General features: G+C 67.0%; 18 protein-coding genes. 10 read left to right on the top strand and 8 right to left on the bottom strand.

Features of this window, described 5'->3' with window-relative positions:
* Positions 1–107: 107 nt before the first annotated feature.
* Entirely contained in the window at positions 108–623 is a 516-nt protein-coding gene (locus tag DNK89_RS05245) for a hypothetical protein (RefSeq protein WP_110959242.1), read from the top strand.
* A 143-nt stretch (positions 624–766) separates the two neighbouring features.
* Here the strand turns inward: DNK89_RS05245 and DNK89_RS05240 are convergent, their stop codons facing one another.
* The 3 genes from DNK89_RS05240 to DNK89_RS05230 form a co-directional block, all read right to left on the bottom strand.
* Complete coding sequence (locus tag DNK89_RS05240) at positions 767–1,126, bottom strand: FKBP-type peptidyl-prolyl cis-trans isomerase (RefSeq protein ID WP_056061897.1); 360 nt, start codon at positions 1,124–1,126, stop codon at positions 767–769.
* 155 nt (positions 1,127–1,281) lie between these two features.
* Positions 1,282–1,590 carry a helix-turn-helix domain-containing protein gene (locus tag DNK89_RS05235; protein WP_015013381.1) on the bottom strand — a complete coding sequence of 103 codons (309 nt, stop codon included), beginning with the start codon at positions 1,588–1,590 and terminating at the stop codon, positions 1,282–1,284.
* 205 nt (positions 1,591–1,795) lie between these two features.
* Complete coding sequence (locus tag DNK89_RS05230) at positions 1,796–2,698, bottom strand: LysR family transcriptional regulator (RefSeq protein ID WP_110959241.1); 903 nt, start codon at positions 2,696–2,698, stop codon at positions 1,796–1,798.
* Positions 2,699–2,817: 119 nt separating this feature from the next.
* On the opposite strand from DNK89_RS05230, the gene DNK89_RS05225 reads away from it, so the two are divergent.
* The 3 genes from DNK89_RS05225 (at position 2,818) to DNK89_RS05215 (ending at position 6,149) form a co-directional block, all read left to right on the top strand.
* On the top strand, positions 2,818–3,795 hold the full coding sequence (locus DNK89_RS05225) for a hydroxymethylglutaryl-CoA lyase (RefSeq protein WP_203422206.1): 978 nt from the start codon (positions 2,818–2,820) through the stop codon (positions 3,793–3,795).
* Between the two features lie 23 nt (positions 3,796–3,818).
* Positions 3,819–5,033: a CaiB/BaiF CoA-transferase family protein gene (locus DNK89_RS05220; RefSeq protein WP_060983772.1), complete on the top strand. Its 1,215-nt coding sequence runs from the start codon at positions 3,819–3,821 to the stop codon at positions 5,031–5,033.
* Between the two features lie 78 nt (positions 5,034–5,111).
* Entirely contained in the window at positions 5,112–6,149 is a 1,038-nt protein-coding gene (locus tag DNK89_RS05215) for a tripartite tricarboxylate transporter substrate binding protein (protein WP_238990707.1), read from the top strand.
* 203 nt (positions 6,150–6,352) lie between these two features.
* On the opposite strand, the gene DNK89_RS05210 is transcribed toward DNK89_RS05215, so the two are convergent.
* The 4 genes from DNK89_RS05210 to dnaG all read right to left on the bottom strand — a co-directional run bounded on the left by DNK89_RS05210 (position 6,353) and on the right by dnaG (position 14,071).
* Positions 6,353–7,927: a methyl-accepting chemotaxis protein gene (locus DNK89_RS05210; protein WP_110959240.1), complete on the bottom strand. Its 1,575-nt coding sequence runs from the start codon at positions 7,925–7,927 to the stop codon at positions 6,353–6,355.
* Positions 7,928–7,976: 49 nt separating this feature from the next.
* Positions 7,977–9,005 (bottom strand): tripartite tricarboxylate transporter substrate binding protein, encoded by a 1,029-nt coding sequence (locus DNK89_RS05205; protein ID WP_110959239.1) that lies wholly within the window; start codon positions 9,003–9,005, stop codon positions 7,977–7,979.
* Positions 9,006–9,353: 348 nt separating this feature from the next.
* Positions 9,354–11,732, bottom strand: coding sequence for an RNA polymerase sigma factor RpoD (gene rpoD, locus DNK89_RS05200; protein WP_015013388.1), 2,379 nt, complete (start codon positions 11,730–11,732; stop codon positions 9,354–9,356).
* A gap of 266 nt (positions 11,733–11,998) precedes the next feature.
* Positions 11,999–14,071, bottom strand: a complete 2,073-nt coding sequence (dnaG, locus tag DNK89_RS05195) for a DNA primase (RefSeq protein WP_110959238.1) — start codon at positions 14,069–14,071, stop codon at positions 11,999–12,001.
* 58 nt (positions 14,072–14,129) lie between these two features.
* On the opposite strand from dnaG, the gene DNK89_RS05190 reads away from it, so the two are divergent.
* The 3 genes from DNK89_RS05190 (at position 14,130) to DNK89_RS05180 (ending at position 18,656) form a co-directional block, all read left to right on the top strand.
* A complete protein-coding gene (locus DNK89_RS05190) occupies positions 14,130–15,236 on the top strand; it encodes a PotD/PotF family extracellular solute-binding protein (RefSeq protein ID WP_238990706.1) in 1,107 nt (368 codons plus the stop codon).
* Between the two features lie 3 nt (positions 15,237–15,239).
* Complete coding sequence (locus tag DNK89_RS05185; protein WP_238990705.1) at positions 15,240–16,907, top strand: GGDEF domain-containing protein; 1,668 nt, start codon at positions 15,240–15,242, stop codon at positions 16,905–16,907.
* Positions 16,908–17,009: 102 nt separating this feature from the next.
* The gene (locus DNK89_RS05180) at positions 17,010–18,656 is read left to right on the top strand and encodes an acyl-CoA synthetase (RefSeq protein ID WP_110959237.1); all 1,647 of its coding nucleotides are present in this window, start codon (positions 17,010–17,012) and stop codon (positions 18,654–18,656) included.
* A gap of 164 nt (positions 18,657–18,820) precedes the next feature.
* On the opposite strand, the gene DNK89_RS05175 is transcribed toward DNK89_RS05180, so the two are convergent.
* Positions 18,821–19,714 carry an AraC family transcriptional regulator gene (locus DNK89_RS05175; protein ID WP_110959236.1) on the bottom strand — a complete coding sequence of 298 codons (894 nt, stop codon included), beginning with the start codon at positions 19,712–19,714 and terminating at the stop codon, positions 18,821–18,823.
* A gap of 151 nt (positions 19,715–19,865) precedes the next feature.
* Here DNK89_RS05175 and DNK89_RS05170 point away from each other — a divergent pair, with 151 nt between their 5' ends.
* From DNK89_RS05170 to DNK89_RS05160, 3 genes are all read left to right on the top strand, one after another.
* The gene (locus tag DNK89_RS05170) at positions 19,866–20,411 is read left to right on the top strand and encodes a carboxymuconolactone decarboxylase family protein (RefSeq protein WP_110959803.1); all 546 of its coding nucleotides are present in this window, start codon (positions 19,866–19,868) and stop codon (positions 20,409–20,411) included.
* A 220-nt stretch (positions 20,412–20,631) separates the two neighbouring features.
* Complete coding sequence (locus DNK89_RS05165) at positions 20,632–21,261, top strand: pyridoxamine 5'-phosphate oxidase family protein (RefSeq protein WP_110959235.1); 630 nt, start codon at positions 20,632–20,634, stop codon at positions 21,259–21,261.
* 184 nt (positions 21,262–21,445) lie between these two features.
* On the top strand, positions 21,446–22,201 hold the full coding sequence (locus DNK89_RS05160) for a sulfite exporter TauE/SafE family protein (RefSeq protein WP_110959234.1): 756 nt from the start codon (positions 21,446–21,448) through the stop codon (positions 22,199–22,201).
* Positions 22,202–22,264 lie beyond the last annotated feature (63 nt).

The following is a 22,264-nucleotide window of genomic DNA, read 5'->3' as shown; positions in this document are numbered from 1 at the left end:
GGGGTTATGTGTAAACCCCGATTTGCAGAGGTGCCAAAACATGGGATTCTGGTTTGTGGGTGATAGCCTTGCGGCCTTCCCCACCCTTGCTCACAACTAGGAGACTCATGGTTCTCGTCAAAACCCCCGCAGGCCAGGAAGCACTCAAGGACCGCCACGGCAGCCTGAGTTCACGCCAGCGCTCGGCCTTCATTCTCTTTGACGGCAAGCGCACCACGGGGGAGATTTTGGCGGCCACGGCGGCCATGGGCATCACGCAGGACGACGTGCAGGCCATGATCGCTCAGGGGCTGCTGGCACCGGTGGGTGGGCAGATGCCTACGGCAGCGGCAAGCCCGGTGGCCGGCCCCGCCGCCCCTGCGTTGGCAGAGGCTCCCGCCACCGATCTGGGCACGGTGGCGTCGCCGGTTGAGGGCTCGGGACGCTCTCCCATGGAACGCTACAAGGCGGCCTATCCCATCGCCACCGAGCTGACGGCAGGCCTGGGGCTGCGTGGATTTCGCTTGAATCTGGCGGTAGAAGGTGCTGGCAGCTTTGAAGACCTGGCCGCCCTGGCCCCCAAGATCCGCGAGGCGGTGGGTGACGCCAAGTTCGAGCGGCTGGACAAGGCGCTGTTTGATTGAGGCTCTGGGATTTTGGCGCGTTCTGGCTGGATAGGAGCGTGGGGAATCAAACTCCGCAGACCGTTCGCCAGACAGGCGAGCATGAAAAAAGCGGCCCGAGGGCCGCTTTGGTTTTGCCGATGCAGACCGGGAGAGGGCTGAGATCAGCGGCCCACCTTCAGCAGTTCCACGTCGAATTTGAGCGTGGCGTTCGGGGGGATCACGCCACCCGCACCACGGGCGCCGTAGCCCAGGGCGGCAGGGATGATCAGCGTGCGCTGGCCGCCGATCTTCATGCCTTGCACGCCTTCGTCCCAGCCCTTGATGACCATGCCGGCGCCCAGTGCAAATTCAAAGGGGTCGTTGCGGTCGCGGCTGGAGTCGAACTTGGCGCCTTGTTCGCCGTTGTTGTACAGCCAGCCTGTGTAGTGCACCGACACGTTCTGGCCCTTGGTGGCTTCGGCGCCTTCGCCCACGGTGGTGTCTTCGTATTGCAGGCCGGATGCGGTGGTGGTCAGTGCCATGGGAATTCCTTGGTTGCTATTAAAAATATAGCTTCAGGCGCATGTATTGATTGCGCTTGAAGCTATTTTGACCCCCATTTTAACGAAAGCCCCGCGCGGAGGTCCGGCGGGGCTATTCCCTGCGGGGCAGGGCAAACGGGGGAGGGGGAGAGGGCTCAGGCCTTCTTGGCGCGGCCTGCGACCCAGCGGGTGGCAAAGGCCTGCACGTCCGACAGGCGCTTGAGCAGGTCAGCGCCCGAGGGGGTGACGGTGTAGCCGTCGCTGCCATGGTCCACAAAACCGGCTTCGCGCAGCTCTTTGATGCGGGTGTTCAGCGTGTTGGGGGTGATGCCACCCACGCTGTCCTGCAGCAGGCGGAACGTCTGGGGGTGGCCGTCCTTCAGGGCCCACAGCACGCGCAGCGCATAGCGGCATTCAAGTTTCTCGAAAAGCTGGTTGATGGAAGCATTTTCTTTGGAGCTCATGGACGCTTCTCCTCGCGCAAGTGTTGGATCTGGATTCAGTGCGGGCGGCCGTCAACCGGGCCCGCTGATGCGCTGAGACTATAGCGCGGAACCCATTTTGCTACAAGTTTAGTAGCTCAGAACGCACAGCACACATGCGCTAGTGGCGAAAAATACAATGTTGCGTATCAAACTGTTGCGACAGGGCCACGGTTTTTGGCCCTGGTCAGGCACGCCCCAGCCCCGCCAGATGCCCCACCAGCAACTGGGCCGCAGGGGGCAGCCACTGGGCGCTGCGGTAGCAGATGGCGAAGCGCCGCTGGGCCCAGGGGTCACTCAAAGGCACGATGCGCACCGGCGCCAGCTGGGCAAACGGCTGGGCCACTTCGCGCGGCACCACGCTGATGGCGAGGTTGGCGCGCACCACCCGCAGGGCGGCGTCAAAGTTGGACACCAGCACGCGGTGGGCCAGCATTTTCCCTTCCACGGCAGCGGCGCGCGCCAGCAGCACCTGCACTGCGCTCAGCGCGGGCATGCTGACGAATTCATGCTCCAGCACATCGGCAAAGCGTACGCTTTGCAGCTGGGCCACGGGGTGCGACTCGTGCGCCACCACGGCCAGGTGGTCGCTGCGGTAGGCGCTGGTTTCCAGGCCCGACAGGTCGGCTGCGTCCCAGCAGATGCCGATGGACGCGCTGCCGTCGCGCACGCCTTGCACCACGTCCGGGCTCACGCGTTCTTCCAGGCTGATCTGGATATTGCGGTGTGCGGGGTCTTGCAAGAAGGCCGCCACGTCGTCGGCCAGCGACTCGGCCATGACCGAGGCCGTGACCAGCATGCGCACATGGCCGCGCGTGCCGGTGGCGTAGGCCGCCATGTCGCGCTCGATCTGCCCCACGCTGGCCAGCATGGTGCGGGCGTGCTCCAGCAGCGTTTCGCCCGCCGGGGTGGGCACCACGCCCCGGCGCTTGCGCAGCAGCAGCGGCGTGCCCACGGTGTCTTCCAGCTGCGCCAGCCGCTTGCTGATGGCCGAACCCACGATGGACTCCTGCTCGGCCACGCGCGCAATGCTGCGCTGCTCGCACACGGCGGCAAACAGGCGCAGGGTCTGCAAGTCCAGGTCGCGCATGGCAAACCTCCAAGTGTTGTGATGTTCCGTTTGGGAATGTTATGGCTTCCGAGATGTATTTTCTGATTCATTCGGGAATTTTTAGAATCTTGCCCAGACCCACCCCAAAGAGACATCCCGTGCACACCTCCCCGATCCCGTCCGACCTGCAGCCCCTGGTGGCCCGCGCCATCGTCCGCGAAGTGGGTCTGCGCGACGGCCTGCAAAGCATTGCCACGGTGGTGTCCACCGCGCACAAGATCGAATGGCTCAACGCAGCCTACGCCGCCGGCCAGCGCGAGATCGAGGTGGGCTCCTTCGTGCCCGCCCGTCTGTTGCCCCAGCTGGCCGACACGGCCGAGGTGCTGGCCCATGCCAAAGCGCTGCCCGGCCTGGTGGCCTCGGTGCTGGTGCCCAATTTCAAGGGCGCCGAGCGCGCTCTGGACTGTGGTGCCGACCTGATGGTGGTGCCTTTGTCTGCCAGCCACGCCCACAGCCTGGCCAACCTGCGCAAGACGCCCGACGAGGTGGTGGCCGAGGTGGCGCGCATCCGTGCGCTGCGCGACAGCAGCGGCCGCTGCACCTTGATCGAAGGTGGCGTGGGCACGGCCTTTGGCTGCACCCTGCAGGGCGAGGTGGCCGAGAGCGAAGTGCTGCGCCTGATGCAGGCGCTGCTCGACGCAGGCGCCGACCACGTAAGCCTGGCCGACACCGTGGGTTTTGCCGACCCGGCCTCGGTCGCCCGTTTGTTTGAAAAAGCCCGGGCCCTGGTGGGCGACCGCCTGGCCTGCGCGCACTTCCACGACACGCGCGGCATGGGTCTGGCCAATGTGTATGCCGCCTGGCAGGCAGGCATCACCCGCTTTGACGCCTGTCTGGCGGGTATCGGCGGCTGCCCGCACGCGCCGGGCGCCAGCGGCAATGTCACCACCGAAGACCTGGTGTTCATGCTGGAGCGCATGGGCGTTGCCACGGGCATCGACGTGGCCGCGCTGCTCGAACTGCGCCAGCGTGTGGCCGGATGGTTGGCGGGCGAGACCCTGCATGGCACGCTGTGGCAGGCCGGGCTGCCGCAGAATGCCGCACCCGCCGCGCTGTGCGAAGCCACAACGGCCTGAAACCTTTTCTGAATGCTCTGAACATGCACGACACATCCGCCACCCCCTCGTCCCCCCGCCTGCCGCTGGAAGGCCTGCGCGTGGTGGAGTTCACCCACATGGTCATGGGCCCCACCTGCGGCATGGTGCTGGCCGACCTGGGGGCCGAGGTCATCAAGGTCGAGCCCGTGGATGGCGACCGCACGCGCCACCTGCTGGGCGCAGGCGCCGGTTTCTTCCCCATGTTCAACCGCAACAAGAAGAGCATTGCGCTCGACCTGCGCAGCCCCGAGGGCTTGGCGGTGGCGCGCAAGCTGGCCGCATCGGCCGACGTGGTGGCGCAGAACTTCAAGCCCGGTGTGATGACGAAATACGGCCTGGACTACGCCGCGCTGAGCCAGGTCAACCCGCGCCTTATCTACGTCAACCACACGGGCTTTTTGCCCGGCCCGTACGAGCACCGCACGGCGCTCGACGAGGTGGTGCAGATGATGGGCGGCCTGGCCTACATGACCGGACGCCCCGGCGACCCGCTGCGCGCGGGCAGCAGCGTGAACGACATCATGGGCGGCATGTTTGGCGCGATTGGCGCGATGGCGGCGCTGATGCAGCGCGGCATCACCGGGCGGGGGCAGGAGGTGGACTCGGCGCTGTTCGAGAACAACGTGTTCCTGGTCGGCCAGCACATGATGCAGTACGCCGTCACGGGCAAACCGGCCGCGCCCATGCCCGACCGCATCTCGTCCTGGGCCGTGTACGACGTGTTCAGCGTGAAGGACGGCGGGCAGATCTTTTTGGCCGCCGTGAGCGATGCGCAGTGGCAGACCTTCTGCGACGCCATGGGCTACGCCGACCTGAAGGCCGATACCGGCCTGGCCACCAACAACGACCGCGTGCGCGCCCGCCCCACGCTGATGCCTGTGCTGCGCGAGCGCCTGGCGCAGCACACGGCCGACGAACTGGCGGCCATCTTTGAGCGCCACGGCCTGCCGTTTGCGCCCATCCGCCGTCCCGAAGAACTGTTTGACGACCCGCACCTGCAGGCCACCGGTGGCCTCGCCGACATCACGCTGCCCGACGGCGAGCGCGCCGGGCAGACCGCGCAGATCACGCTGATGCCGTTGCGCATGGATGGCCAGCGTCTGGATGTGCGCTGCGACCCGCCGCGCCTGGGCCAGCACACGGCCGAGCTGCTGCAGGGCCTGGGCTACACCGCCGATGAAGTGGCCGCACTGCAGGCCAGCGGGGCCATTGCCTGATTTTTCCTTGACGACCGGTGCTCCTCACGCGGCGCAGACCGCAGGCCCCGGATTCCAACCCCACTACCGGAGACAACCGTGCCCCAGCCCACCCCTGCTTTTGACATTCATCGCATCGCGCCTGCCCCGTACGGCCTGCCCACGCGTCGCCAGGCCCTGGCCACCGGCGCAGCCGCGCTGGCGGCTGCGGCCTGGGGCCTGCCGCGCGTGGCCCGTGCCCAGGGCGACGGCAAGCCGCTGCGCGTGATCCTGCCGCTGTCGGCGGGCTCGGGGGCTGACGGCGCCATCCGCGCCATCAGCACCAGCCTGGCCAAGGCACTGGGCCAGCCCATCGTCATCGAGAACCTGCCGGGCGCGGGCGGCATCACCGGCACCACGCAGATCGTGCGCGCGCCCAAGGACGGCTCGGTGATCGGCGTGGTGTCCAACAACCACGTGGTCAATCCCAGCGTGTACAAGAACATCCCGTTCGACTCGCTGGCCGACATCACACCCATCACCATCCTGGGCGCCACGCCGTTTGTGCTGGTGGCGCACCCTGCGGTGTCTGCCAAGACGGTGCAGGAGCTGATCGCGCAGGCCAAGTCCAAACCCGGCGTGCTCAACTACGGCTCGTCGGGCAACGGCACCATCCTGCACCTGGGCGGGGCCATGTTCGTGGACCAAGCCAAGCTGGACATCAAGCACATCCCCTACCGCGGCATGGGCCCGCTGATGAACGACATCCTCGGCGGGCAGGTGCAGCTGGGTGTGGTGGCGGTGGCACCGGCGGCCGCGCACATCAAGGCGGGCGCATTGCGCGCCCTGGGCGTGACCACGGCCACCCGCGTGGCGGCATTGCCCGGCGTGCCCACCATCGCCGAGCAAGGGCTGCCGGGCTATGAGCTGGACGGGTGGATTGCCCCGGTGGCGCCCGCAGGCTTGCCCAAGGCCGAGCTGGCGCGGCTGTACAACGGCTTCAAGGCCGCCATGGAGATGCCCGAGGCGCGCGACGCGCTGATTGCGCAGGGCTACGAGATCAAGCTCACGCCGCCCGAGCCGGCCGCCGCCTTCTTCCGCAGCGAAGCAGCGCGCATGGCGCAGGTGGTGAAGAACGCCAACGTGAAGATCGACTGACGCAGTGCAGAGAGAGGCCGCCTGCGGCGTGTTTTTGCAGGGCGTCGGGCCGGTTTTGAGGGTTTTGAGGCGCATGCGCTAGTGCAATATGCCTGAGTAGCTATTGTATTGATAGCAATTGCATGGGTGCCGAGGCCCTGCGCCCCCAGGGTTGCGGCGCCATCGCAGAGCCGCGTGAGGGGCAACTGCCTTGCGGCCCCGCATCAGGCGCGCGGCGCGGGCAGTACAGGGTGGGCGTGGCGCAGGCGGAACACCTCCACGGCCTGCACCAGTTGCTGCGCTTGCCCGCTCAGGCTGCCTGCGGCGGCGGCGCTTTCTTCGACCAGGGCGGCGTTCTGCTGCGTCGCCTCGTCCATGCGCACGATGGCCTGCGTCACGCGCAGCATGTCGCTGGTCTGCGCAGCGCTGGCCTGGCTGATCTCTTCCATCAGCGCGCTCACGCCCTGGATGGACGACACCACCTCGGCCATGGTGGTGCCTGCATTGCGCGCCAGGTCAGAGCCGGCCTGCACGCGCTCCACACTGGTCTGGATGAGCTGCTTGATCTCGCGCGCGGCGCTGGCGCTGCGGGTGGCGAGGTTGCGCACCTCGCTGGCCACCACGGCAAAGCCCCGGCCTTGTTCGCCCGCGCGTGCGGCTTCGACGGCGGCGTTGAGCGCGAGGATGTTGGTCTGGAACGCGATGCCGTCGATGACGCCAATGATGTCGGCAATGCGGCGCGAGCTGTCCTGGATGCCCTGCACCACCTCCACCATCTGCGTGACCACATCGCCCCCCCGCTGCGCCACGGTGGCCCCATTGCGCGCCAGTTCGTTCGCGCGCTGGGCGTTGGAGGCGTTCTGCTGCACGGTGGACTGCAGCTGCTGCATGGACGAGGTGGTCTCGTCCAGCGACGAGGCCTGCTCTTCGGTGCGATGGCTCAGGTCGGCGTTGCCCTGGGCGATTTCAGCGCTGGCGCTGGCCACGCCTTCGGCATTGCTGCGCACACCGGAGACCACGTTTTCGAGGTTGTCCTGCATGGCGCGCAGGGCCTCCAGCAGGCGCGCAGGCTCATCCTTGCCCTCGACCTCGATGTGGGTGGTCAGGTCGCCCGCCGCCACCTTGTGCGCCACCGACACCGCCACACCCAACGGGCGCACCACCGACCGCGTCAGCAGCCAGCCCGCGCAGGCCCCCAGCGCCGTGACCAGTGCAAGGGCGACCAGACTGCTGAACAGTGCGCGCCGTGCGTCTTGCGCGGCCTCCTGGGCGATGGCCGCGCTGCTGGCGGCCACCTGCTGGCTCAGCTCGGTGAGCAGCTTGGCGGGGCCTTGGTCGATGTCGGCCACGTCCGCATCGCCGGCCGACGGCACAAAGCCGAGCGACTGGAACACTTCAAAGCCTTTGCGGTAGCCCTGCGCCATCTGCGCGTGGGCCTGGGTGAACTTTTGCAGCGCGGCCTTTTCCTGCGCGTCGGTCAGCTGGGGCTCCAGCGCCTTGGCGGCATCGGCTACCCGCTTTTCACTGGCCTGGAACGCGTTCCAGTGCAGCTCGCGCTTGCGCGAGTCTTCGCCCCGCAGCAGGGTGTTCTTCCACTCCAGCACCTGGGTCTTGAACTCGCTTTCCATGCGGCTCACGGCGCGCTCCTGCGCCACGCGCTGCTGCACCGTGGTGTCGTAGGTGCCCAGCGTTCGGTACAGGGCGGCGATGCCGAACAGCGCGGCCCCTAGCAGCAGGGCCAGCACCAGGCCCAGGGCCGTGGCCATGCGTGCGCCGATGGAGTAGTGGGACATTTTCATCAGAGGCTCCAAAGGTTCTGCAGCGGGCCCGGAGGGCCTGGCGGTGAGATCAGGCCTTCAGCTTGAGCAAATAGACCATCACGCGGGCGGTGGTGAGGTCCAGTTCCATGAACTCTGCCAAATCCTTGCCGGTGAGCCAAGAGGGTTCCCACCGGTTCTGCTTGAGCGTGCGCAGCCAGGATTCGTGGTGGGTGGCGGCCTCGACAGCGGCCAGCATCTCTGCCGCGCGCGCGGCGGGCACGCCCTTGCCGGTGAACACGCCCCGCCAGTTCGCCATCACGGCGTCCAGCCCTTGTTCGCGGAAAGAAGGCAGGCCAAAGACGCTGCGGCGCGACGACACGCCCACCGCGCGCAGCTTGCCGCTGGCAATCGCATCGTTGAACTCGCTGTAGCCCGACAGGCCCAGCGCCGCGTTGCCCGACAGCACGGCCTCGACCACCTCGGCACCACCGGGGAAGGGCTTGTAGACCAGGCCTTCGGGGTTGGCCTTGGCCGCACGCGCCAGCACGCCCGCGTAGATGTGGTCCACGCCACCGGCCGAGCCACCGGCAATCGGCACGGCCTTGAGGTCGGCACGCATTGCATCGGCCAGGTCCTTCGTGGTCTTGATGGGCGAATTGGCGGCGACGGCCGCCACCAGGTAGTCGCTGGTGAGTCGCGCCAGGGGCTGAATGTGGGTCATGTCCACCGCAGGCTTTTGCAGCGCCACGGCGCCCACCATCACCATGCCGCCCATCAGCAGCGTGTTGGGGTCGTTGCTGTACTTTTCGGCGTACTTGGCCAGACCAATGGTCCCGCCCTTGCCACCGATGTTTTCGTACTCCACCTGGTCCGCAGCGCCCGCAGCGACCATGGCGGCGCCCAGGGCGCGGCCTGTCTGGTCCCAGCCGCCACCGGCATTGGCCGGGATCACGATGCGCACGGTGCCCGCCAGCTTGGCTGCCTTGGCGGCTGCGGGGGCAGGGCGGGCTGCCCCGGCAGCGCTCTGCGCCCAGGCGGAAGGGCCAAGCGTGGTCCAGGCCAGGGCGGTAGCGACGGATTGGGCGATGGCCCGGCGGCGGTCGATGGCTGCAGACATGGAAAGTCCTTTGACAAGTCGGGAGGCAGGAAGGGCGTAGGGAATCAGATATTCACGCCACTGCAGGAGCGCCCTGAGTGTGTCGTTTGCGCGTTGCCACGCCGAGGCAACGCCGTCAGCCGGTGGGGCATGCGCAGGGAAGGGATCTGCACACCACCACCTGGGCTGCGCGCAATGGTCGCCAGCCAAGCTGTCAGTCTGCTGTCGTTGGCATCAGGGTAAACGCGGGGTTTGGGGCGCCCTCCAGAGCGGTCGAGCGGATCTGTGCACCATGAAAAACGCCCTGCGCCGCAGGTGCGGGGCAGGGCGTTGGAGCCAGTAGAGGCTGGGTTGCGAGGCTTACGGCGCTTACAGCGAGTCGATGAAGCTGCGCAGCTTGTCCGAGCGGCTGGGGTGCTTGAGCTTGCGCAGCGCCTTGGCTTCTATTTGGCGGATGCGCTCGCGGGTCACGTCGAACTGCTTGCCCACTTCTTCCAGGGTGTGGTCGCTGGTCATCTCGATACCGAAGCGCATGCGCAGCACCTTGGCTTCGCGCGGCGTGAGGCCGTCGAGAATGTCCTTGACCACGTCGCGCAAGCCGGCCTGCATGGCGGCTTCGATGGGGGCGGTGTTGGCACCGTCCTCGATGAAGTCGCCCAGGTGGCTGTCGTCGTCGTCGCCGATCGGCGTTTCCATGGAGATCGGCTCTTTGGCGATCTTCATGATCTTGCGGATCTTGTCCTCGGGGATCTCCATCTTGGCCGCCAGGATGGACGCATCGGGCTCGAAACCAAACTCTTGCAAGTGCTGGCGGCTGATGCGGTTCATCTTGTTGATCGTCTCGATCATGTGCACCGGAATACGGATGGTGCGCGCCTGGTCGGCGATCGAGCGGGTGATGGCCTGGCGAATCCACCAGGTGGCATACGTCGAGAACTTGTAGCCCCGGCGGTATTCGAACTTGTCCACCGCCTTCATCAGGCCGATGTTGCCTTCCTGGATCAAGTCAAGGAACTGCAGGCCACGGTTGGTGTACTTCTTGGCAATCGAGATCACGAGGCGCAGGTTGGCCTCGATCATTTCCTTCTTGGCATCGCGCGACGTGGCTTCACCTTCGTTCATGCGCTTGTTGATGCCTTTGAGCTCGGCCAGTGGCACCACGACGCGCGACTGCAGGTCGATCAGCTTTTGCTGCAGATCCTGGATGGGCGGGATGTTGCGCGCCATCACGGCCGACCAGGGCTTGCCAGCGGCGGCCTGCTTCTCGACCCACTGCAGGTTCAGCAGGTTGGGCGGGAAGTCCTTGATGAACGTCTCCTGGGGCATGCCGCACTTGTCCACGATGATGCGGCGCAGCTCGCGTTCCTTCTTGCGCACATCGTCCACCTGGCCGCGCACCATGTCGCAGAGCTTCTCGATGGTCTTGGCGGTGAAGCGGATGGTCATCAGCTCGGCCGACAAGGCCTGCTGGGCCTTGATGTAGGCAGGCGTACCGTAGCCTTCCTTGTCGTACACCTTGTGCACTTTTTCAAACAGCTCGCGCAGCTTGTCAAAGCGCTCCAGCGCCTGCTTCTTGAGTTCTTCGAGCTTCTTGGTCAGCGCCTTGCTGCCGCCCTTGCCGTCGTCGTCGTCGGCTTCGTCGAATTCGTCGAAGTCTTCTTCGGCCACATAGTCGTCGGCCTCATTGGGGTTGGAGAAGCCGTCCACGATGGTCGAGATGACGACCTTGCCTTCGCGGATTTCCTCACCCATGTTGAGGATCTCGGCGATGGTGGCAGGCGATGCGCTGATCGCTTCCATCATGGCCATCAGACCGCCTTCGATGCGCTTGGCGATTTCGATTTCGCCTTCGCGGGTCAGCAGCTCCACCGTGCCCATTTCGCGCATGTACATGCGGACCGGGTCGGTGGTGCGGCCGAATTCCGAGTCCACGGTGGACAGCGCGGCTTCGGCAGCTTCTTCGGCTTCTTCTTCGGTGGCACCTGCGGGAGCGTTGTCCGTGATGATCAGCGCTTCGGCGTCAGGCGTCTGCTCGTACACCGCCACGCCCAGGTCGTTCAGCGTAGTGATGACGGCTTCGAGGGTTTCGGCATCGACCAGCTTGTCGGGCAAGTGGTCGTTGATTTCCACGTGCGTGAGGTAGCCGCGTGTCTTGCCCAGCTTGATCAGGGCCTTCAGGCGCTGGCGGCGCTTTTGCATGTCTTCTTCGGACAGGACGGTTTCGTCCAGGCCGAATTCCTTCATCAAGGCGCGTTCCTTGGCCTTGCTGATCTTCATGCGCAGGGGCTTGACCTTCTCGACCGTGGCGGCGGCCTCAGGGGTCTCTTCGATCTCGCCTTCGAGGTCGGCTTCGATGTCCGACAGGTCGGTGTCGTCCACGCTCTCATCGCCACCGGCGGCTGCCTTGGGCTTGCGGCCGCGCTTGGCGGGGGCTTTGGCTTCGGCGGCACCAGCGGCCTTGGCGGGGCGGCCAGGCTTTTTCTTGGGCGCTTCTTCGTCGTCCGCAGCTGCGGCGACGGCCTTGGCGCGGGCAGGTTTTTTCTTCAGCAACTCATCGGCAGCTTTGATCAGCTCGGCGGTACTTTTCACGGGCACAGTTTTCACTTTCTTGGCGACCGGGGCGGGCGCAGCGGCAGCGGCCTTTTTGGGGGCCGCCTTGGCCGGCGCTTTGGCCGCGGTTTTGGAGACAGCCTTTGCGGCAGTGCCTGAGGCAGACTTGGGCGACTTCGCGGACTTTTGAGCGGGCATGGAGCAACCTCAGAATCAAAAACGGACACAAAGAAAACGCAAGCGCCTCAGATCCCGGCGCGGGTGGCAACGCAAAGCAACAGGGGCTTTGCGCTTGAGGGGGAGCCCTCAGCGGCAAGATGTCTGGGCGATCATTTGGTGTGCAGTCCTTGCGATAAGTGGGCCCATCAGCGCATAGGTGCGCGTTTGTCACGGTGGCCCGGCTCGGAGGTGCTGCTGTCGCTCTTGCCAATAACTAACCTTATATTATACCGCCCGCACCCGATTCAAGTGGTTTTTGGCGCTATTTGCTCCAGCTCCTTGCGCTTTTCTGCCAGCGCCCGGTAGCGCTCCAGGGCAGACGGGTCTTGGGCCACCTGCAGCACCAGCACTTTTTGCTGCTCCTTGATGTCTTCGATCTGCATGCGGGTGAGCAGGTCGCGCAGCTCCAGCCGCAATTCGTGCAGTTCGCCCTCGGTCTGCGCGTGCGAGCCGGTCATCACCTTCACGGCCAGCTCTTCGCACTCGTGGTCGCGCAGGCTCTCGCGCAGCACGGCCCAGGCCAGGGGGCCGTGTTCGTGGAACTGCGCCTCCAGCCACGCGAACAGCGGCCCATGGGCGCCCGGCTGGGCCGCCAGTATGGTGTGGTCGTCGTGCGTCAGCTCTTCCAGAAACGCCATGTGCGACAGCAGCAACCGCGCGGCGTGGTCGGCGCGGCTCATGGCCGGCGTGCGGGGCAGGCGGGGCTGGGGCGGCCAGGGGGCGTCCTTGTCGCGCTTTTTCCAGCCGCCGCCGCTTTTCCAGTCGCCCCCCTTGCGGAATGGCGGCTTGCTGCCGCCATAGCCGCTTGGGCCACTGTGACCGTTTTGGCCCCCGTAACCGCCCTGGTGGCTGTAGCTGCCGTATCCGGGGTCATAGGCCGGGCCCGCCGATTCGGTGTGGGGCTGCCAGCCATCGGCGTCGGGCGGGGCGTCCCAGCTGGGGGCGTCATCTGCCGTGGGGCGGGGCTGTTGGCGCTGCGGGGGCGCGTGGTGCGCGGCGCGCACGCCGTCGCGGGCGGCGGCCTGGCCCCACAGGTCCGACAGGTCGCGGGCATTGAGCTGGGTCAGTTCGGCCAGCTCGCCCAGCAGCTGGCGCTTGAGCACGCCATCGGGCAGCGCCGTCCACAGTGGGCGTGCGTTACTGGCCATGTGGGCGCGGCCCTCGGCGGTGGCCAGGTCGCATCCTTCGCTGGCCGCTTCCACCAGAAACCGGCTCAGCGGCGTCGCTTGCTCGACATGGCGCGCGAACGCATCCGTACCGTGCTCGCGGATGAAACTGTCCGGGTCGTGCTCGGCGGGGAGGAACAGAAACTTGATGCTGCGCGTGTCGGTCGCATGGGGCAGGGCGCCGTCCAGCGCCTTGCGGGCCGCACGCCGTCCGGCGCTGTCGCCGTCAAAGCTGAACACCACCGCGTCGGTAAACCGCAGCAGCTTTTGCACGTGCTCGGGCGTACATGCCGTGCCCAGCGTGGCCACCGCGTTCGGAAAGCCCAACTGCGCCAGCGCCACCACGTCCATGTAGCCCTCGGTGACCAGCGCATATCCGGCCTCGCGGATGGGCGTGCGGGCCTCGAACAGGCCGTACAGCTCGCGCCCCTTGTGGAACACCGGGGTTTCGGGGGAGTTGAGGTACTTGGGCTTGTCGTCGCCCAGCACCCGGCCGCCAAAGCCGATGTATTCACCTTTGACGTTGCGGATGGGGAACATCACCCGGTCGCGGAACCGGTCGTAGCGCTTGCCGCCATCTTCGTCGTTGACGATGACCAGACCGCTTTCCTCCAGCAGCGGGTCGTCGTAGCTCGGGAACACGCTGGCCAGGCTGCGCCAGCCCTCGGGTGCGTAGCCCAGGCCGTAGCGCTTGGCCACCGCGCCCGATACGCCCCGGCCCTTGAAGTAGCCAATGGCGCGCTGCGATTCGCGCAGGTGGCGGCGGTAGGCGTCGGCGGCTTTTTCCAGCACCTCGTTCAACGTGGCCTGCTTTTGGCGCGCGGCGGCGGCACGTTCCTTTTCTTGCGGGGAGATGTCGTCGTCGGGCACCTGCAGGCCCACGCTCTGGGCCAGGTCCTGCACGGCCTCGACAAACCCCATGCCCGCGTGATCCATCAGAAAGCTGATGGCGTTGCCGTTCTTGCCGCAGCCAAAGCAGTGATAGAACTGCTTGGCGGGGCTGACGCTGAAAGACGGCGACTTTTCCCCGTGAAACGGGCACAGTCCCATGAAGTTGGCGCCGCCTTTTTTCAGCTGGACGTAGCGCCCCACGATGTCCACCACGTCCACACGGGTGAGCAGTTCCTGAATGAAAGACTGAGGGATCGTCACGCGCCCTATTGTCCGCGTAAACTCTTTGTAACCAGTTATTGCTGGAAAGGCTTTTGGCATGGGGTTCGCGGCACGGGGGCGGGCGTGGTGGGGTGGGGCGCTGCACAGGTGGTGCGCCAGCCTGCCCGCCTGTCTGCTGGCCCTGGCGGGGCTCGCGCTGCTACTGCCGGGGGCTGCACGGGCCGAGGCGGTGCTGCGGGTGCTGGCCTGGCCGGGGTATGCCGACCCGGACTTTGTGGCGGTGTTTGAGAAGCGCCATGGGGTCAAGGTCGAGATCACCACCGTGGCGTCGGACGATGTCTTGCGCGCCAAGATGGAGAGCACCGAGGGGCCGGGGTTTGACCTGGTGGCTGCCAATACGGCCGAAATTGCGCGGCTGATCTTGCATGACAAGCTGGCACCGTTGCCGCTGGGCAACATCCGCAACACTGCGGGGCAGCTGCCCCGGTTTCGCCAGCTGCACACCATCTCGGGCATTGGCTGGCGGGGCGAGGTCTATGCCATGCCCTTCACCTACTCCGAGATGGGGCTGGTGTACGACCGCCAGCAGTTCAGTACGCCCCCGCAGTCGATCGCCGTGCTGTGGGACCCGCGCTGGCAGGGCAAGGTGCTGGCGTTTGACGGCAGCAGCCACGGTTTTTCGCTGGCCGCCATGCGCCGGGGTCTGCCGCCGTTTCGCATCGAACCCGACCGCTTCAGCCCCTTGGCCAAGGACCTGGTCGCACTGCGGCGCAACGTGCGGTCGTTCTACAGCCTGCCGGAGGAGTCGGTGGAGCTGTTTCGCAAGCACAAGGTGGCGGTGATGCATGCCAACTACGGCCAGCAGCAGCTCAAGCAACTGCGCGATGCGGGGCTGGACGTGGGCTATGTGGTGCCCAAGGAGGGCGCGCTGGCCTGGCTGGACTGCTGGGCCATCACCCGCCGCTCCACCCAGGTGGCGCTGGCTGCCGAGTGGATCAACTACATGCTCGACCCGGCCGTGAGCCGCGAGTTCACGCGGCGCCAAGGGCTGGCCAACACCCTGGACGAGCCACCAGCGCTGGCGGGCGATGTGCCCGGGGGGACCATGGGCCCCATCGTGTGGCTGGAGCCGGTGGAAGACGAAGCCCTGCGCGCCCGCCTGTGGCAACGCATCGTGTCGGGCGACCGACCCAACCGGTTCTGACCGATGGCACGCGTGAAATGGAGCATCGCGCTGAGGTTGGGGGCCTTGCTGGCCTCGTTCAGCGTGTTCGCGGCCATTCTGGCGGGCTATTACACCTTTGACTCGAGCCGCGAACGCCTGCAGGGGCGGGCCGAGCGCTCGCTGCTGGCCACCACGCAAGTGCTGGCGCGCCACATGCAGGCGGGTTTTGGCACGGTGGCGCGCGACACGGCCTTTCTGGCCGACGCCGCAGCCGTCGAACAAGACCAGGGGCGGCTGGCCGACCTGTTCAAGGCCAACCTGCAGGCCCATCCCGCGTATTTGCAGATCCGCTACATCAGCGCCAGCGACTACGGGCTGGAGCTGGTGCGCATCGACCGCCAGGGCGACAAGCTGGTGCGCGTGCCTGATGACCAGCTGCAGGAGAAGTCGCACTTTCCGTTCGTGTTCGAGGCCCTCAGCCTGCCCGATGGCGAGGTGTACGTGTCCGAGTTCGGCATCAACCACGAAGACGCCGCGCAGGAGGCGGCCTTGCCCGTGTTCAACGTGGCGTCGCCCGTGGTGCAGGCGGGCCAGCTGCGGGGCGTGGTGGTGGTGCGGGTGGCGGCGGCGCCGTTCCTGCACAACTTCAATGCCGCGCTGCCCACCCCCTACGGGTTTTATCTGAGCAACCGCTGGGGCGACTTTTTAGTGCACCCGGACGCCACGCAGACCTTCGGCTTTGACCGGGGGCAGCGCATCCTGATCCAGGAGTCGTTCCCGCAGGTGGCCGCGCTGGTCGATGGCCGCGCCGAAGAGGCGGTGCTGAGCCAGCCCGGCACCGACGACGAAGAGGCGCGTGTGTTCGCCTTTGTGCGCATGCCCTTTGGTAACGCGGAAGAGGGGCGCTTCATGGTGGTGGGGCTCTCGCAGCCGCTGGCCGTGGTGCAGGGCGAGGTGCTGGACCTGGGGCGCAGCATCCTCAAGATCCTGCTGGTGCTCAGCGTGGTGGGCGTGGCCCTGGCGGCCGGGGTGTCGCGCCTGGTGACCCAGCCGCTGCAGGCCATGGTGAAGGCGGCGCAGGCGTTTTCGCGAGGGGAATCCCACGGCGCGCTGCCGGTGCACCGGGGCGACGAGGTGGGCGAGCTGGCCCGTAGCTTCCAGGACATGGAGCGGCAGATCAGCCGCCAGCTGGCCGAGCTGAACCTGAGCCGCGACGCCATGGCCCACCTGGCGCACCACGACGCGCTCACCGGCCTGCCCAACCGCCGCATGTTCGAGCAGCGTCTGGGCCAGGTGCTGGAGCTGTCGCGCCGCAGCGGCCGCAGCTGCGCCCTGCTGTTTGTGGACCTGGACGACTTCAAGGCCATCAACGACACGCGCGGCCACGCCGTGGGCGACCTGGTACTGCAGGCCGTGGCCCGTACCATCGTCGGCGCTGTGCGGCAGGTGGACACCGTCGCCCGACTGGCCGGGGACGAGTTCACGGTGCTGTGCGAAAACGTGGATTCCGAAGAGGCTGCGCTGCAGATCGTGACCAAGCTGCAGCATGCGTTCGAGCCGCCGCTAGACATTGACGGCGAGCCGCTGGCTGTGCGCGCCAGCATCGGCCTGAGCCTGTTTCCCCGCGACGCGCAGGATGCGCGCACACTCATGGCCAGTGCCGACGCGGCCATGTACCGCATCAAGCAAGGCCACAAGCGCAGGTTGTGAGGCTGCGCGCTGCTACCCACCTTGCCCACGCGCCGGCCCGTGTTGCTTTCGTGTCAGCCTGCGGCGCTAGGCTGTGTGTAGTTCACCTTCTTGCACCGACCCATGACCTCCATCTTTGACCAGCACCTGCCCCGCAACGAAGCCAACTTTGCCGCCCTGTCGCCCCTGTCGTTCATCGAACGCACGGCCGAGGTCTACCCCGAACGTCTGGCCATCGTGCACGGCGCGCTGCGCCAGACCTGGGCCCAGACCTACGCGCGCTGCCGCCAGCTGGCCAGCGCACTGACCCAGGCGGGCATCGGCAAGAACGACACCGTGGCCGTGATGCTGCCCAACACGCCCCCGATGGTGGAGGCGCACTTTGGCGTGCCCATGGCGGGCGCCGTGCTCAACACCCTCAACACCCGGCTGGACCCGGAGGCCATCGCCTTCATGCTGGACCACGGCGAGGCCAAGGCCGTGATCGTGGACCCGGAATTCAGCGGCACCATGGCCAAAGCGCTGGCCCTGCGCACCGCCACCACGTCCATCCGCGTGATCGAGGTGCAGGACGCCCTCTACGGCCCCGCCGTGCAAAGCCTGGGCGGCACCGACTACGAAGCCTTTGTGGCCAGCGGCGACGCGGCCTTTGTCTGGAGCCTGCCCGCCGACGAGTGGGATGCGATTGCGCTGAACTACACCAGCGGCACCACCGGCAACCCCAAGGGCGTGGTCTACCACCACCGGGGGGCCGCCACCAACGCCATCAGCAACGTGCTGGAGTGGGACATGCCCAAGCACGCGGTGTACCTGTGGACGCTGCCCATGTTCCACTGCAACGGCTGGTGCTTTCCGTGGACCATCGCAGCGCGTGCGGGCGTCAACGTGTGCCTGCGCCGCGTGGACGCGCAGGCCATCTTCGACGCCATCCGCCACCACGGCGTTACGCACTACTGCGGCGCGCCCATCGTGCACGGCCTGCTGGTCAACGCGCCAGACGCGATGAAGGCGGGCGTACCCGCAGGCGTCAAGGCCATGGTGGCAGGCGCTGCGCCACCGGCCTCGATGATCGAAGGCATGGAAAAGATGGGCTTCGATTTGACCCATGTGTACGGCCTGACCGAGGTGTACGGCCCCGCCACCGTGTGCGCCAAGCACGAGGCCTGGGACTCGCTCGACATTGGCGAGCGCGCCCGCCTCAACGCCCGCCAGGGCGTGCGCTACCACCTGGAGCGCGACGTGCGCGTGCTCGACCCCGAGACCATGCTGCCCGTGCCGCAGGACGGCGAAACCATGGGCGAGATCATGTTCAAGGGCAACATCGCCATGAAGGGCTACCTGAAGAACCCCAAAGCCACCGACGAAGCCTTTGCGGGCGGCTGGTTCCACAGCGGCGACCTGGCGGTGCAGTACCCCGACGGCTACATCAAGATCAAGGACCGCAGCAAGGACATCATCATCTCGGGTGGCGAGAACATCTCGTCCATCGAGGTGGAAGACGTGCTCTACCGCCACCCCGACGTGTTAGCCGCCGCGGTGGTGGCCAAGCCCGACCCCAAGTGGGGCGAGACGCCTTGCGCCTTTGTCGAGCTGAAGGCCGGCGCGCAGACCACGCCCGAAGACATCGTTGCGCACTGCAAGAAGCACCTGGCGGGCTTCAAGGTGCCGCGCGCCGTGGTGTTTGGCGAGCTGCCCAAGACCAGCACCGGCAAGATCCAGAAGTTCGAGCTGCGCAAGCAGGCCGGGTCGGCAGCGGCCATCAACGTCTGAGGGGGCGTGACGCGCCTCGTGGAGGGGGCGCGCGCGGTGGATGGCTATTTGCTATGTAATTTATAGCTGCTTGCGCATATTCCACTAGCGCATCCACCGCTTTTGGCTTGAAAACCAGTGCCCGGGGCTCCTGGGCGCCCCGGCGGCGCTGCCAGGGCCGCGTGTCAGCGCCCTTCGTCCACCGCCTCGCGCCAGTCCCGCGCTGACATCCCCAGCTTTTGCGCAAACACGCGCGACAGAGCCGAGGGGTTGGAATAGCCCAGTTCGTGGGCGATGGATTTGAGCGACCGGCCCGCACGCAGGTGCGCCTGCGCCAGCGTCAGCCGCCAGTGCGCCAGGTAGTCGGCGGGCGTGTCCCCCACCACCGCCTTGAAGCGCGCGGCAAACGCGCTGCGCGACATGCCCGCCTGATGCGCCATCTGCGCCAGGCTCCACAGCTCGCCGGGTGCCTCGTGCAGGGCCGTGAGGGTGCGCGACAGTTGCGGGTCGGCCAGGCCCGTCAGCAGGCCCGGCGGCATCTGCGCCTGCAGCGGGTGGTCCAGCAGCCAGCGCAGCAACTGCAGCAGCACCACTTCAAACAGCCGGTCGGCCAGCACGCGGTGGCCGCAGCGCAGGCGGTCGGTTTCGGCAAACAGCAAGTCCAGTGACTGCTCCAGCCCGTCCACCGCGCCCAGCGGCAGCACCACCAGCGGGGGCAGGGCGCGGGCCAGCGGGTGGCTGGCACCACCGTCAAAGTCCAGCGCGGCGCAGGTGAAGTCCGAGCCCTCGGTGGGCGCGTTGTGAAAAAAGTGCTCCAGCGGCCGGGCATAGAACAACAGGCTGGGCTCGCACACCTGAAGCCGCTCGGGCGGGCCCGCCTGGGGCTGGTGCGTAACCACCATCTCGCCCCGGCGCAGCACATGCAAAAAGCCCCGGCCCGGCGCCGCCGCAAAGTGCGTCACGCCGCACAGCGGCCCGTTGTGGAACAGGTGCGCCCGCACCCGAAACCGCTCCAGCAGCGGCGACAACCGGTCGAGCGGGGTGGAAGCCTGCGCGGGTATGGTGACGGGTTTTGGCATGGTTTTGGATGATTTGGTATGAATTATGGATTTTATGTGCCAAATGGTACGCGTTGGCACCGGACACTGCAGGGGTGCCGAGAACAGGCACAAGTTCTCAATCACCTTCATGACCTTCAAGGAACACACCATGTCCGCTACTTCTTCCTCCATCGCCCGCGTCCCCCTCGTTGACCGTACCGCCGCCACCGGCACTGTGCGCGCCGTGCTCGACCAGGTCCACGGTGCCTTTGGCGCCACGCCCAATATGTTCCGCGCCGTGGCCAATTCGCCCGCCGCGCTGCAAAGCATGTGGGGCGCGTTTGGTGCGTTGGGCGGCGGCGTGATCGGCGCTGCCATGGGTGAGCAGATCGCCGTGGCCGTGGCCAACCGCAATGCCTGCGACTACTGCCTGGCCGCCCACACGGCCCTCGGCCGCAAGGCGGGCGTGAGTGGCGAGGCCCTGGCCGCCGCGCAGGCGGGGGAGTCAGCCGACCCGCGCACTGCCGCCGTCCTGCGCTTTGTGCTGCAGCTGGTCAACGAACGCGGCCAGGTCGATGCGGCCGATGTGCAGGCCCTGCGCGACCAGGGCGTGAACGACGAGCAGATCGTCGAGATCGTGGCCCATGTGGCGCTCAACCTGTTCACGAACTATGTGAATGTGGCACTGGGCGTGCCGGTGGATTTCCCCGGCGTCAAGCTGCGCCCGGCGCGTTAAAGGGCGTAGCGGCGCGTGTCTGGCCCGCAGGCCGGATGCGCGCCGCTTCTGGTGCCGCTGCTCGCTCGGTCCTGCGGCGGCGCAATCGCAGTCAGTTATTCGCGACGATGATGCGTGCGTTTTCCGCACGCATCACCGGCGGCAAAGTCGTTTGTCAGCCCGGCAGGCCTGCTGCACCATGGCCGCTCCCTTGCCACCCCACCCGAAGGAAGCCGCCCCCATGAACCCCGCCCACGACGAGCACGCCATCGACACCCTGCCACGCCTGGAGGCCCTGCTGGGCCCGCTGAGCGATGCCTCCGTCCACAAAGAGCTGCCGTATGTGCACCCCGCCTACCGCGCCATGATCGCGGCGTCGCCCTTTGCCGTGCTGGCCACCACCGGCCCCGGCGGGCTGGACGCCTCGCCGCGCGGCGACCCGGTCGGCTTTGTGCAACTGCTGGACGATAAGACCCTGCTGCTGCCTGAGCGCCGTGGCAACAACCGTGCCGACAGCCTGCGCAACATCGTGGCCGACCCGCGCGTGGCGCTGCTGTTCCTCATCCCCGGCGTGGGCGAGACGCTGCGCGTCAACGGCCATGCCCGCATCAGCGTCGCGCCCGACCTGCTGGCGCGGTTTGTGGTCAACGGCCAGCCCCCCAAATGCGTGATCGTGGTGGATGTGCAGGCGGTGTACTTCCAGTGCGCCCGCGCCATCCAGCGCTCGCGCCTGTGGGATGTCGTGCCGCCCGGCACCCCACGCCCCGTGCCCACCCCGGGCGCCATCCTGGCGTCCATCACGCAAGGTGCGTTTGACGGTGTGACCTACGACCGCGAACTGCCAGCGCGCCAGCAGGCCACGTTGTATTGAACGGGCGCTGCGACTCGCCGCCACAGCGTTGCCCCTGCTGCCAGCGCACACAATGGCGGCTGGATGCGCAGGGCTCGCGCTTCATGGACTCACGGGCCGAACGCGCAGATGCGTGAGGAGCGTGGAGCTCCGTGGGGCGTGAAGCAAGCCCCCGCGCACGTTCACACCCAGTGAGGGGGGAGACATGGATTCCGTGCTGTTGATCGTGGCCCTGGGTGCAGTGGCCGCCGGGTTTGTGCAGGGCCTGTCGGGCTTTGGTTTTGGCATGGTGGCCATGTCGTTCTGGGCCTGGACGCTGGAGCCCCGCCTGGCCGCGCTGCTGGCCGTGTGCGGCGCGCTCACCGGCCAGCTGGTGGCGGCGGCCACGGTGCGCCGGGGGTTTGACCGGGTGCGCCTGCTGCCCTTTGTGCTGGGTGGCCTGGTGGGCATCCCCATTGGCGTGGCCGTATTGCCCCGGCTGGACATGGACGCGTTCAAGGTCATCCTGGGCACGCTGCTGGTGCTGTGGTGCCCGTTGATGCTGATGGCCAAGAATCTGCCCCGCATCACGCGAGGCGGCCGCGTGGCCGATGCGCTGGTGGGCATGGCCGGCGGCGTGATGGGCGGGCTGGGCGGCTTCACCGGCGTGCTGCCCACCCTGTGGTGCACACTGCGCGGGCTGGACAAGGACGTGCAGCGCGCCATCATCCAGAACTTCAACCTGGCCATGCTGCTGGTGACCTTCATCACCTACCTGGCCACCGGCCTGGTCATCCGCGAGGCGCTGCCGCTGCTGGCCATCGTGGTGCCCGCCATGCTGGTGCCGGTGCTGCTGGGCGCGCGGCTGTACCACGGCATCAGCGACGCACGGTTCCGGCAGATCGTGCTGGGCATGTTGACCCTGTCGGGCGTGGCGATGCTGGTGGCCAGCCTGCCCAATGTGCTGGCGCGGCTGGGCTAGGTTCTCCCGCTGAATTTGCAGGAGCGCCCGCCGGTGGCCATCCTGTTGTCGACTTGTCGCACA

It is taken from the genome of Acidovorax sp. ST3 (assembly GCF_003231145.1).
GTDB lineage: Bacteria > Pseudomonadota > Gammaproteobacteria > Burkholderiales > Burkholderiaceae_C > Acidovorax.
The sequence above is the reverse complement of the archived record's forward strand: the minus strand, read 5'-3'. Positions and strand labels throughout refer to the sequence as shown.

What these genes read in the sequence shown, in the direction of transcription:
- DNK89_RS05235 (WP_015013381.1), bottom strand. Translation starts at nt 1,590, where the DNA reads ATGAGCTCCAAAGAAAATGCTTCCATCAACCAGCTTTTCGAGAAACTT.
- DNK89_RS05185 (WP_238990705.1), top strand. Translation starts at nt 15,240, where the DNA reads ATGGCACGCGTGAAATGGAGCATCGCGCTGAGGTTGGGGGCCTTGCTG.
- DNK89_RS05165 (WP_110959235.1), top strand. Translation starts at nt 20,632, where the DNA reads ATGAACCCCGCCCACGACGAGCACGCCATCGACACCCTGCCACGCCTG.
- rpoD (WP_015013388.1), bottom strand. Translation starts at nt 11,732, where the DNA reads ATGCCCGCTCAAAAGTCCGCGAAGTCGCCCAAGTCTGCCTCAGGCACT.
- DNK89_RS05220 (WP_060983772.1), top strand. Translation starts at nt 3,819, where the DNA reads ATGCACGACACATCCGCCACCCCCTCGTCCCCCCGCCTGCCGCTGGAA.
- DNK89_RS05230 (WP_110959241.1), bottom strand. Translation starts at nt 2,698, where the DNA reads ATGCGCGACCTGGACTTGCAGACCCTGCGCCTGTTTGCCGCCGTGTGC.
- DNK89_RS05160 (WP_110959234.1), top strand. Translation starts at nt 21,446, where the DNA reads ATGGATTCCGTGCTGTTGATCGTGGCCCTGGGTGCAGTGGCCGCCGGG.
- DNK89_RS05180 (WP_110959237.1), top strand. Translation starts at nt 17,010, where the DNA reads ATGACCTCCATCTTTGACCAGCACCTGCCCCGCAACGAAGCCAACTTT.
- DNK89_RS05210 (WP_110959240.1), bottom strand. Translation starts at nt 7,927, where the DNA reads ATGAAAATGTCCCACTACTCCATCGGCGCACGCATGGCCACGGCCCTG.
- DNK89_RS05245 (WP_110959242.1), top strand. Translation starts at nt 108, where the DNA reads ATGGTTCTCGTCAAAACCCCCGCAGGCCAGGAAGCACTCAAGGACCGC.
- DNK89_RS05205 (WP_110959239.1), bottom strand. Translation starts at nt 9,005, where the DNA reads ATGTCTGCAGCCATCGACCGCCGCCGGGCCATCGCCCAATCCGTCGCT.
- DNK89_RS05240 (WP_056061897.1), bottom strand. Translation starts at nt 1,126, where the DNA reads ATGGCACTGACCACCACCGCATCCGGCCTGCAATACGAAGACACCACC.
- DNK89_RS05190 (WP_238990706.1), top strand. Translation starts at nt 14,130, where the DNA reads ATGGGGTTCGCGGCACGGGGGCGGGCGTGGTGGGGTGGGGCGCTGCAC.
- DNK89_RS05175 (WP_110959236.1), bottom strand. Translation starts at nt 19,714, where the DNA reads ATGCCAAAACCCGTCACCATACCCGCGCAGGCTTCCACCCCGCTCGAC.